Genomic DNA, 12,428 nt, shown 5'->3' with positions numbered 1-12,428 from the left:
ACCGTTAGGTCCTGTCATGACGCAAATCTCACTCGTAGTGTCCGACGTCGACGGCACGCTGCTGACCAAGGACAAGACGCTGACGGAACGCGCGAGGAGTGCGGTGCAGCGGCTGCACAAGGCCGGCATCGGCTTCACCATCACCTCCAGCCGTCCCGCCATCGGCATGCGCTTCCTGATCGAGCCGCTGGCACTCTGGCTGCCGGTCGGCCCGTTCAACGGCTCCTCGATCGTCGATCCGGAGATGCGGCCGGTCGAGCAGCACCTAATCCCGGCCAGCGCGGCCGAGCGGTCCTTGCAGATCCTCCGCAAGTTCGGCGCCGACATCTGGCTGTTCACCACCGACAAGTGGCTGATCGACAACCCCAGCGGTAAATACGTCGCGCACGAGCAGCATACGATCCGCTCCGATCCCACCATCGTGACGGACTTTTCGCCTTACCTTTCGAGCACCTGCAAGATCGTCGGCGCCAGCGCCGACGCCGCCAGGCTCGAGGCTTGCGAGAAGGCGATGCAGGAGGCGCTAGGCAACGAGGCAACGGCAGTGCGCTCGCAGACCTATTATCTCGACATCACCCCGCCCGGCTTCAACAAGGGCACGTTCGTCGAGGCGATGGCCAGGCGCCTGGGCATTGCGACCGGTGCCGTCGCCACCATCGGCGACATGCAGAACGACCTTGCGATGTTCGCCGTCAGCGGCATCTCGATCGCCATGGGCAACGCCACCGACAACGTCAAGGACCAGGCGACGCACGTCACCGCGACCAATGAGCAGGATGGTTTTGCCGAAGCGATGGAGATGATCTTGAAGCGGAATGGGGTGGGGTGAGGCCGAGTTTGCTGTGACTTGATGGATCGAGCCGCGAGCTCTCTTACCTCTCCCGCTTGCGGGAGAGGTCGCCGCGTAGCGGCGGGTGAGGGCTCTCTCCTCTCGGGGGCTCTCGCCCAGCGGAGGCACCCCCACCCCAGCCCTCCCCCGCAAGCGGGAGAGGGAGCGCACCTCCCTCGCGGACGCAACTCTCCCTTACTTCGACCGCTGCACCGCCGGCTTCTCGCTCTCCTGTCTTGCCGCCGACAGATTATGCGCGGTGTTGATCAGCGCGATGTGCGTCAGCGCCTGCGGGAAATTCCCGGTCTGGCGCCGGGCGACTGAATCGTATTCCTCCGCCAGCAAGCCGACATCGTTCGCGATGCCCACGACGCGATCGAGCAAGATCTGCGCCTTGTCGAGATCGCCGGCGAGCACGTGGGCATCGGCGAGCCACAGGCTGCAGGCCAGAAACGCGCCTTCGAGCGGCGGCTGCCCCGCAGGCAGCTCGCGCGGATCGTGCCGCAGCACGAAGCCGTCGCGCATCAGGCATGTCTCGACCGCGGCGATGGTGCCACGGATGCGCGGGTCCGACGGCGGCAGGAAGCCCACGGCCGGCAGGAGCAGCACGCTGGCGTCGAGCAGCTTCGAGCCGTAGGATTCGACGAAGGCATTTTCCTCCACGTCGAACCCCCGGTTGCAGACGTCGCGATGAATGGCCTCGCGCAAGGTACGCCAGTGCAGCAGCGGCGCCTTGAAGCCGAAGGTCTCGGCGCTCTTGATGCCGCGGTCGAAGGCGACCCAGGTCATCACCTTGGAGAAGACGTAGTGCCTGGGCTGGCCGCGCCGCTCCCAGATGCCGTGATCGGGCCGGTCCCAGACTTCGGCCAGATGATTGAGCACGGCACATTCCAGCGCCCATGTCGTTTCATCATCGAGCTTGAGCTTGGCCATGCGCGACTGGTGGAAGGCGTCGATCAGCTCGCCGTAGACGTCGAGCTGGAGCTGCGCATGCGCGGCGTTGCCGACGCGCACCGGCCTCGCGCCCTCATAGCCGTCGAGCCAGCCCGCCTCCCATTCCAAGAGCCGCCGCTGGCCCCAGATGCCGTACATGATCTGCATGTTCGCCGGCGAGCCAGCCGCCGCGCGCAGCAGCCAATTGTGCCAGGCCAGCGCTTCCTCGGTATAGCCCGAGTTCATCAGCGCCAGCAGCGTGAAGGTGGCGTCGCGCAGCCAGCAGAAACGATAATCCCAGTTCCTGCTGCCCCCGAGCTTTTCCGGCAGCGAGGTGGTGGGTGCCGCGACGATGCCGCCGGTCGGCGCGAAGGTCAGCGCCTTCAGCGTGATCAGCGAGCGCATGACGAGGTCTTGATAGTCGCCGTCGCGGGTGCAGTGGCCGCACCAATCCTGCCAAAACTTTTCGGTGTCCTGAAGCGCGATCTCCGGATCGATCGGCGCGGGCGGCTCCAGATGCGAGGGGCCGTAGGTCAGCACGAAGGGTACCGTCTCGCCGGCCTTCACCTCGAAATCGGACACCGTGGTCAGATCCTCGCCGCGGGTCTCGACCGGCGTGCGCAGCACCGTCATGTCCTGGCCGGCGATTGCCATCAGCGAATGGTCGATCCGCCGCACCCAGGGGATATCGGTACCGAAGCCGAAGCGGATGACGAGCTCCATCCGCATCTTCACCGCGCCGCTGACGCCGCGGACCAGCCGCACGATGTCGGACGCCTTGCCGCGCGGCGGCATGAAATCGATCAGCGCGACGGTGCCGCTCTTCGTCTCGAAACTCGTTTCGAGGATGAGAGTGTTGCCGAGATAGCGGCGCGAGATCTTCGTGACGTCCTCGCCCGGTGCGATCAGCCAGCGGCCATTCTTGTGGGTGCCGAGGATGGCGGCAAAGCAGGCATCGGAATCGAAGGCCGGCCAGCACAGCCAGTCGATCGAGCCGTTGCGCCCGACCAGCGCCGCGGTCTCGCAATCACCGATCAGCGCATAGTCCTCGATCCTCTGAGACAATGTCGTGCGAGCCTTGAAAGAGCCCTTGTAACCCTCGCGCGTCAACTCCCGCCATTCAGCGAACGTTCCCGCGTCGCGGCTCGCAAGGCCGTGAGGTCGACCTTCGCGGCGATCTTGTCGAGCGCGACCGGCAAGCGCTGACGCCAGTTCGGATGTTCGTCGATCGTGCCGGGAATGTTGGGCTGGTCGATCACGCCGAGCAGATCCTCCATTGAGACCGCGAGCAGCCGCGACGGCGTGCGCGACAGGAAGGCCAGCACGGAATAGAGGTCGTTGGCACGAATGCCGTTCTGGCGCAGGATCTCGTCGAGCCTGCCGAGCGCATCCCAGCGCGCCTGGTCGTTCTCGCCGGGATCGAGCCCGAGCGAGCGCTTCATCTTGAGGTCGCTGAAGGAGCGCCAGCCGGCATAGGTCGACAAATCATGCGTGTTCAGCGTGACTAGCGCGTTGGGCCGGTAATGGTCGACGTTGCGGAAATGGCCGGCATCGTCGCGCTCGAACATCATGACGAGATAGGACCAGATACCGAAATCCTGCATCGTCTCGCGAAAACCTTCCGGCACAGTGCCGAGGTCCTCGCCGATCACGATGCATTTGTGGGCCGCGCTCTCGCGCGCCACCGCGCCAAGCAGCGCCTCGAACGGCATCTGCACATAGGCACCGTTGTCCGGCTTGAAGCCGCGCGGCACCAGATAAAGCCGCTTCAGCCCGAGCACGTGATCGAGCCTGATCGCGCCGGCATGGCGCATTGAAGCGGCGAGCATGTCGGCGAACGGCACGAAGGATTGCGCTTCCAGGCCGCCGGCGTTGAAGCCGGCAAGGCCCCAGTCCTGGCCGATGGTGTTGAGCACGTCGGGCGGCGCGCCGACGGCGAGATGACGGGAGATCGCCATCTGCTCGTTCCAGGCATCGAAGCCGTTGGACTGCACGCCGACGGCGACATCGAGATAGAGCCCGACGCGCATGCCGAGCTGGCTGGCAAGCTCCTTGGCAGCATGCAGCTGGCTATCTGCGGTCCATTGGACGAATTCGACGAACTCGACCTCGCGCTTGTCAGGCCCATTGCGCAAGCTGGCGCATTTTGCCTCATCAGGTTGCTGCCATTCAACCGGCCATTCCCACCATGGCGCGGTGAAACGATGGCGCAGCACCTCGAAGCAGGCGAAGCGGGACAATAGGGGCGCGCGGGCGGCGCGGAAGGCGTCGAACGCCTTGCGGCGCGCCGCGCTTGCCGTCGTCACGAAGCTGTCAAAGGCGGCGCGCAGCCCCAGCCATTTCAAAGCCGCCATATCGGCATAGGGGACGCGGTCGCCTTGGCGCAGACGCGCCGCGGTCGCGGCTGCGTCGGGGACGAGGTCTGGGGAGAATTCGGGAATGGCCTCGACGTCGATATAGAGCGGATTGAGGAACAGCCGGCTGTTCGGCGAATAAGGGCTGCAATCGGCCGGGTGGTCGTCGAACAGGACATGCAGCGGATTGAGCCCGACGCCGTCGGCCCCGAGCTGCTTTGCGAGCCGGACCAGATCGGCGAGATCGGTGAAATCGCCAATGCCCCAATTGCGGTCCGAACGGACGCTGTAGAGCTGCACGGCAAGCAGCCAGCCGCGGTCGAAATCGCCGCCGAAGGCGCGCTCGGGCGCCACGATCATCGGCACCTCTTCCGTCACACCTTCCGCATCAGTCAGTGTCAACCGGTGATAGCCGAGCGGCAGGCGGGCAGGCCAGGCGATCACGGGCTCGCGGGCCTCGCCCTCGGCGATCACCTCCGCCTTTGCGGTCAATTTCCACTTCAGCGGCGGCGCGCCGATCGTCGCCAATTCGGTGCGCGGATGCCCTAAGGCGCGGACCACGACCGGCCCGCTGACGAAGCGGTAAACCCGCTTCTCCGGCAGGGCATCGAGGATGGATTTGAGGGCCACGGGATCGGTGACCCGCAGCTTTCCGAGGGCGTCGATGAATTCGGATTGAACGCCCTTGATGCGGGCTTGAGCTAAAAGATCCATTCGGCACGCAGCTTGCAGGCCACCCTTTTGCCGGGGGCATCAATTTTAACGAGACGGTGGAAGACGTTAGTCAGCCCTAACTCGCAGACCGCGCTACCCGTTCCCGAGGGAACTAATGACACACAACCGGCTTTCTATATAGGTATCAAGCGTAGGTTCCCGACAAGGGAAACGGGCTCCTGCTTTCTTGTCAATGGCATCACCGTGAACAAGACAATTCAAACTGTCGAAAGTGCCGCAGCCGGCAGCGCTTTCCTGATCGAGGACGTCTATCCCGCAATCGACGCCGGCCGCTTCGCCGTGAAGCGGATCGCGGGTGAGCGCATGGAGGTGTGGGCCGATGTCTACCGCGATGGCGATGCCGTGGTCGGGGCCGCGCTGATCTGGCGCCGCGAGCAGGACCGCGACTGGAAGCACGAGCCGATGGACCATCGGGGCAACGACCGTTGGTCCGGCGGATTCACACCTGTTGAGCCCGGGCAATACGTCTATGCCGTCGAAGCCTGGACCGACGAGTTCGCCACCTGGTCGCACGGGGTCGCGCGCAAGCAGCGAATGGGTGCCGATGTCAGCCTCGATGCGATCGAGGGGGCCGGGCTCCTGACCAAGGCGCATGGCGCGCGACAGGACGCGGCGGCCGTCATCGTCAAACAGTGCGAGGATTATCTTCAGACTGGCGATGTCGCCTCGCTGCTTGCCGCCGAACTCGGCAATGCCATGGCAGAGAGCCAGTCCAGGCCAGACCTGACCCGCTCGCAGCCCTTCCCGCTGACCGTCGATCGCGACAAGGCGCGCTTCGGCGCCTGGTATCAGATGATGCCGCGCAGCCAGAGCCAGGTCGCCGGCCAGCACGGCACGCTGCGAGACTGCATCGCCCGCGTGCCTGATATCGCCGCGATGGGTTTTGACGTGCTCTATTTCACGCCGATCCACCCGATCGGCCGTCGCCGCCGCAAGGGCCGCAACAATGCGCCGGTGGCAACCGAAGGCGAGCCCGGCTCGCCCTACGCGATCGGAGCCGCCGAGGGCGGCCACGATGCGCTGCATCCCGAGCTCGGCACCATCGAGGATTTCCGCGCACTGGTCGCGACCTGCCTGGAATATGGTCTCGAGCTCGCGCTTGATTTCGCCGTGCAATGCTCGCCCGACCATCCCTGGCTGACGCAGCATCCGGAATGGTTCAAATGGCGGCCGGACCGCTCGGTGCGGACGGCCGATGGACCCTATTCGGACATCGTGATCCCCGATTTCAATTCCGTCGACCGGGCCGGGCTATGGAATGGGTTTCGCGACGCCATGCTGTTCTGGATCGACCAAGGCGTCACCATCTTCGCCATCGACAACCACGACACCGCGCCGCTTGCGTTCTGGGACTGGCTGATCCGCGACATCCGCCGCCGGCATCCCGAGGTGATCCTGTTCTCCAAGACGTTTGCCCGGCCGAAGCTGATGAAGGGCCTCGCCAAGCTCGGCTTTGCGCAGTCCTTCACCTATTTCCCCTGGCGCACGACAAGGTGGGAGCTGGAGCAATATCTCGGCGAGCTGACTCGCTATCCCGAGCGCGACTTCTATCGCCCGAACCTGTTCGTCAACACGCCCGACCTGCTGCCCTATCATCTCCAGAGCGGCGAAGCCTGGGTGTTCAAGTCGCGCGTTGCGCTGGCGGCAACATTGTCGGGCAGTTACGGCGTCTACAGCGGGTTCGAGCTGCTCGAACACGAGGCGATGCCCGGCCGCGAGGAATATCTGGATTCCGAGAAATACCAGATCCGGCAACGCGACTGGGATCGGCCCGGCAACATCAAGTCCTACATTGCGGGTCTAAACCGAATCCGCAATGATAATGCCGCGCTCCAGCAAACGGCGAACTTGCGGTTTCTCGGCGTTGAAGACGGCGAGACGATCGCCTTCGTCAAGGAAGCGGCCGAGCCTGCCAATACCGTCCTCGTCGTGATCGCGCTTTCGGGCCATTTGCGCGAGTGCTGGCTGCCGCTGGGCGACGTCACCGTTGACGCCGGCGGGCAGCGGCACCATGTGACGAAACTCGAAAACCTTCTCACCGGCGAACAGTCCCGCATCGAATGGGGCGGGATCAGGTTGCGTATCGATCCCGACCGCGATCCGGCGCTCTTGTTCCGCTGCCTGGCGTAAGGGGTCACGCCATGAATGTTCTGTCTTCCGTCGACACCAAGAAGCTTGAGGCTGCCGAGATCGTGGATGAGCTCTGGTACAAGGACGCCATTATCTATCAGCTCCACGTCAAGGCCTTCGCCGACAGCAACAATGACGGCATCGGCGATTTCGCCGGTCTGACCGAGAAGTTGCCCTATCTGCAGGAGCTCGGCGTCACCGCGCTGTGGCTTTTGCCGTTCTATCCCTCGCCGGGGCGCGACGACGGCTACGACATCGCCGACTACGGCTCGGTCAATCCCGATTTCGGGACCATGAAGGATTTCAAGCGCTTCATCCAGGAAGCGCAGAAGCGCGGCCTGCGCGTCATCACCGAGCTGGTCGTCAACCACACCTCGGACCAGCACAAATGGTTCAAACGCGCGCGCCGCAGCCATCCCGGCTCCAGCGCCCGCAACTGGTATGTCTGGAGCGACACCGACCAGAAATACCAGGGCACGCGGATCATCTTCACCGACACCGAGAAGTCGAACTGGACCTGGGATCACGAGGCCGGTGCGTTCTACTGGCACCGCTTCTTCTCGCACCAGCCGGATCTCAATTTCGACAATCCGCGCGTGGTCAGCGCGCTGATCCAGGTGATGAAGCGCTGGCTGGACGCCGGCGTCGACGGCTTCCGGCTCGATGCCATTCCCTATCTGTGTGAGCGCGAGGGCACCTCGAACGAGAACCTTCCCGAGACGCATGCGATCATCAAGCGCCTGCGCCACGAGCTGGATTCCTACTCCAAGGGCAAGCTGCTGCTGGCCGAGGCCAATCAATGGCCGGAGGACGTGCAGGAATATTTCGGCCGTGGCGACGAGTGCCACATGGCCTACCACTTCCCGCTGATGCCGCGCATCTACATGGCGATCGCGCAGGAGGACCGCTTTCCGATCACGGACATTCTGCGCCAGACACCTGATATTCCGGCGAGCTGCCAATGGGCGCTGTTCCTGCGCAACCATGACGAACTCACGCTTGAGATGGTCACCGACGTCGAGCGCGACTATCTCTGGACCACCTACGCCAACGATCCCCGCGCCCGCATCAATGTCGGCATCCGCAGGCGCCTTGCGCCGCTGATGGACAACGACCGGCGCAAGATCGAGCTGATGAACTCCCTGCTGCTATCCTTCCCCGGCACGCCGATCATCTATTACGGCGACGAGATCGGGATGGGCGACAACATCTATCTCGGCGACCGCAACGGCGTGCGCACGCCGATGCAGTGGAGCCCGGACCGCAACGGCGGCTTCTCGCGCTGTGACCCCGCCCGCCTCTATGCGCCGCTGATCATGGACCCCGTCTACGGCTACGAATCCGTGAACGTCGAAGCCCAGTCGCGCAGCCTGTCGTCGCTGCTCAGCGCCACCAAGCGGCTGATCTCGGTGCGCAAGTCGACGCTCGCTTTCGGCCGCGGCACCATGACCTTCATCCGCCCCGCCAACCGCGCCGTGCTGGCCTATGTCCGGCAATATCGCGACGAGGTGATCCTCTGCGTCGCCAATTTGTCGCGCGCAGCGCAAGCGACCGAGCTCGACCTGTCGCCCTGGAAGGACCGCATCCCGCAGGAGATGCTCGGCCGCACCCGCTTCCCCGCGATCGGCGAACTGCCCTACATGATCACACTGGGGCCTTACGGCTTCTACTGGTTCCAGCTTCAGGAACGCGACAAGTCCGAGCCGGTGACGCCGCGCGCGGTGCCGGAGTTCGAGACGCTGGTGGTGCCGGTAAACTCGAACTGGGTGTCGCTCGCCCGCGAGCGCGGCGTGTTCGAGCGCGACGTGCTGCCGGGATTCTTGTCACGGACGCGGTGGTATCCCGAGCACAATCCCAAGCAGATCAAGACCACGCTGACCTCGGCGGTGCCGTTCTGCGACATCGGCGACAACAGGCCCTGGATCGCTTTTTTCCAGAAGGCCGACCAGGGCGCCGCGTCGCGCTACGTGCTGCCGATGCAGATCGAGTGGGTGCGCTTCGACCGTGAGCGCTTCAACCCGAAGGCGCTCGCCGCCGTGCGCCAGGGCGCGCGCGAAGGCACGCTGCTCGACGTGGCGACCGATCAGATCTTCATCGGCCTGTTCCTGCGCAACTTGTCGCAGAATTTGGTGGTGGAAGAAAACAATCTGCGGCTGGAGTTCAAGGCGACCAGCCGCTTCGCCGATTACACCATCAAGGAGCCCGAACGCATCCGCGCGATCGAGCAATCGAACAGCACCGCGCTGGTCGACAACCAGTACGTCGCCAAGCTCTATCGCCAGCTCGAAGGCGGCATCAACCCCGAGATCGAGATCGGCCATTACCTCACCGAGGTCGCGCGCTTTGCCAATACGCCGGCGCTGCTCGGCAGCGTCGAGCTGGTCGAAGGCGATCAGCGCAGCACGCTCGGCGTGCTCCATGCTTATGTCGAGAACCAGGGTGACGGCTGGACCGTGACCACGGGCTATCTCGATCGCTATATCGACGAGCAGCGCGTGCTATCGGCAGGCGAAGCGCCGCGCGAGACCCAGGAGCAAGCGCCTTATCTGCACTTCATCGCGCAGATCGGCCGGCGGCTCGGCGAGTTGCATGTCGCCTTGGCGGCGGCAGAGCCGCACGATCTTGCTCCAGAGCCGATCGGCTCTGCGCACGCCAAACGATTTGTGTCCGACCTCAAGGCACGGGCCGAGCGGGTTTTCGAGCGGCTGGCCGACAGCCGCGACGGCCTGCGGGAGGCGGACCGACCGTTGATCGACCGGCTCGCCGCCGTGCGCACGTCCCTGCCCGACCACCTGAATGCGCTATTGCCTTCCGGGATCGGCGGGCTGAGCATCCGTCATCATGGCGACTTCCGCCTCGGGCAAACTCTGATCGTGAAGGACGATATCTTCATCATCGACTTCGACGGCGATCCGCGTCTGCCGCTGGCCGACAAGCGGCGCAAGGCGCCGGCCGCGCGCGACGTCGCCGGCCTGATCCGCTCGATCGATCTCTCGGTTAACGCGGCGCTGAGCCGTGCGCTCACGGGTGCTTCCGACGAGCAGGGCCGGATCACCGCCGCGCTCGACGAATGGCGCGAGCGAGCCGCCGCAACCTTCCTGTCCGCCTATCGCGAAGCCATGACCGATCGACGGCTGTGGCCGGAGGATCGGCAATCCGCGGAAGGCCTGTTAAGGTTTTTCCTGCTTGATCAAGCCTTCGATGAAGTAGAGTACGAGCTGTCCAACCGGCCTGAGGGGCTCCATGCGCCGCTGACCGGACTGCTTCGCATTCTGTCCAGTGCCGGGAGCGAAGCCCATGCCTAAACTGCCAGCCGAGGCCTATGCGATCATCGAGGGCCGCCACTCCGACCCCTTCCACTATCTCGGGCTGCACCCCGAAGGCGATAAAAGCGTGGTGCGCGCTTTTCTCCCCGAGGCCTCAAATGTCGAGGCAGTTGGCGAGCATGGCGAAGTCGCTCCGCTCGACCGCGTGCATGATTCCGGCCTGTTCATCGGCGCCCTGCCCAATGGCTCGAAGCACTATCAGCTGCGCGCAAAATTCGGCGGCAACGTCGTCGAGTTCGAGGACGCCTACCGCTTTCCGCCGATCCTGACCGATTTCGACCTCTATTTGCTCGGCGAAGGCACCGATCAGCGCCTCTACGACAAGCTCGGGGCGCATCCGATGCGGCTCGAGGGCATCGACGGCATCGGCTTCGTGGTACTGGCCCCGAACGCACGCCGCGTTTCCGTGGTCGGCGATTTCAATTTCTGGGACGGACGGCGCCATCCGATGCGGGTGCGCGGCGCCGGGTATTGGGAATTGTTCATTCCGCATGCCAAAGCCGGCGATCACTACAAGTTCGAGATCATCGGGCCGCACGGCCATCTGCTTCCGCTGAAATCAGACCCGATGGCCTTTGCCAGCGAAGTCCGTCCGAAGACGGCCTCCATCGTGTTCGACGAAACGCATTTGCCACGGCCACGCCCGGCGCCCGACGGCATCAACGCGCTGTCGGCGCCGATGTCGATCTATGAGGTGCATCTCGGCTCGTGGCGTCGCAAGAACGGCGATGAATGGCTGACCTATCGCGAGCTGGCCGAACAGTTGCCGGCCTATGCCCGCGACATGGGCTTCACCCATCTCGAATTCCTGCCCGTGAGCGAGCATCCCTTCGATGGCTCCTGGGGCTATCAGCCGACCGGCCTCTATGCGCCGACCAGCCGCTTCGGCACGCCGGAGGATTTTGCCGCCCTCGTCGATGCCTGCCACCGCGAGGGTGTCGGCGTGCTGCTCGATTGGGTGCCCGGTCACTTCCCCGACGATCCGCACGGGCTCGGCAGTTTCGACGGCACCGCGCTCTACGAGCACGCCAACCCGCTCCAGGGCCGCCACCTCGACTGGGGCACCTTGATCTACAATTACGGCCGCACCGAAGTGACGAACTTCCTGGTGTCGAACGCACTGTTCTGGATGGAGCGCTATGCGATCGACGGCTTACGCGTCGATGCCGTCGCGTCCATGCTCTATCTCGACTACAGCCGGCCGCCCGGCGCCTGGATCCCGAACCAGTATGGCGGCCGCGAAAACATCGAGGCGATCAACTTCCTGCGCCGCTTCAACACCGAGGTCTTCGCGCGCTTCCCGCAGGCGACCACGGCGGCCGAGGAGTCCACCGCATGGCCGCAGGTCTCGCGCCCCGTCGAGTTCGGCGGGCTCGGCTTCGGCTACAAGTGGAACATGGGCTGGATGCACGACACGCTGAACTACATCAGCAAGGACCCTGTTCACCGCAAGCACCATCACGGCGAGATCCTGTTCGGCCTGCACTACGCGTTCTCGGAAAACTTCATCCTGCCGCTGTCCCACGACGAGGTCGTGCACGGCAAGCGCTCGATCCTCGGCCGCATGCCCGGCGACGAGTGGCAGCGCTTTGCGAATTTGCGCGCCTATTACAGTTTCATGTTCGGCCATCCCGGCAAGAAGCTGTTGTTCATGGGCGCGGAAATCGCCCAAAGCCGCGAATGGAATCACGACCAGTCGCTCGACTGGCACCTGCTCGAATACAAGTATCATTCCGGCATTCAGTCACTGATCCGGGACCTCAACCGGCTCTATCGCGCGGTGCCGGCGCTGCACCAGATGGACTGCGACCAGGCCGGCTTCGAATGGCTGATCACGGATGACGCCAACCGCAACGTGTTCGCCTGGCTGCGCAAGGGATTTGACGAGCAGGCGCGGTGTCTCGTCATCATCAACTTCTCACCCAATGTCTATCGCAACTATCGCGTTCGTGTGCCCTTTGCCGGCAAGTGGAAGGAAGTGTTTAATTCGGACTCCGCCCATTATGGCGGCAGCAATGTCGGGAACATCGGCGAGGTTCATGCCGTTGAAGGCAAGGCGCCCGAGCTCCGCCTCACCATTCCGCCGCTCGCCGCGATCTTTCTTGTTCCGGAAAGCTGACA

Annotated in this window: 6 protein-coding genes; 4 read left to right on the top strand and 2 right to left on the bottom strand. The window is 64.2% G+C overall.

Going from position 1 to position 12,428, the window contains the following annotated elements; all coding sequences use genetic code 11:
• The first annotated feature begins 16 nt into the window (after positions 1-16).
• Positions 17-829, top strand: coding sequence for an HAD family hydrolase (locus tag GGD65_RS08785; RefSeq protein ID WP_183235027.1), 813 nt, complete (start codon positions 17-19; stop codon positions 827-829).
• A 195-nt stretch (positions 830-1,024) separates the two neighbouring features.
• Here the strand turns inward: GGD65_RS08785 and GGD65_RS08780 are convergent, their stop codons facing one another.
• Together GGD65_RS08780 and malQ are read right to left on the bottom strand one after the other, a co-directional pair.
• Positions 1,025-2,827, bottom strand: coding sequence for a glycoside hydrolase family 15 protein (locus GGD65_RS08780; protein ID WP_183235026.1), 1,803 nt, complete (start codon positions 2,825-2,827; stop codon positions 1,025-1,027).
• A 41-nt stretch (positions 2,828-2,868) separates the two neighbouring features.
• Positions 2,869-4,830 carry a 4-alpha-glucanotransferase gene (gene malQ, locus GGD65_RS08775; protein ID WP_183235025.1) on the bottom strand — a complete coding sequence of 654 codons (1,962 nt, stop codon included), beginning with the start codon at positions 4,828-4,830 and terminating at the stop codon, positions 2,869-2,871.
• Between the two features lie 204 nt (positions 4,831-5,034).
• On the opposite strand from malQ, the gene GGD65_RS08770 reads away from it, so the two are divergent.
• The 3 genes from GGD65_RS08770 to glgB are packed head-to-tail and all read left to right on the top strand — an operon-like array spanning position 5,035 to position 12,426.
• A complete protein-coding gene (locus GGD65_RS08770) occupies positions 5,035-6,981 on the top strand; it encodes a maltotransferase domain-containing protein (RefSeq protein WP_183235024.1) in 1,947 nt (648 codons plus the stop codon).
• Positions 6,982-6,992: 11 nt separating this feature from the next.
• Positions 6,993-10,286, top strand: coding sequence for a maltose alpha-D-glucosyltransferase (gene treS, locus GGD65_RS08765; protein ID WP_183235023.1), 3,294 nt, complete (start codon positions 6,993-6,995; stop codon positions 10,284-10,286).
• A complete protein-coding gene (gene glgB / locus GGD65_RS08760; RefSeq protein ID WP_183235022.1) occupies positions 10,279-12,426 on the top strand; it encodes a 1,4-alpha-glucan branching protein GlgB in 2,148 nt (715 codons plus the stop codon). The genes treS and glgB overlap by 8 nt, the downstream gene beginning before the upstream one ends.
• Positions 12,427-12,428: the final 2 nt, after the last annotated feature.

Source organism: Bradyrhizobium sp. CIR18, from assembly GCF_014198295.1.
GTDB lineage: Bacteria > Pseudomonadota > Alphaproteobacteria > Rhizobiales > Xanthobacteraceae > Bradyrhizobium.
The sequence above is the reverse complement of the archived record's forward strand: the minus strand, read 5'-3'. Positions and strand labels throughout refer to the sequence as shown.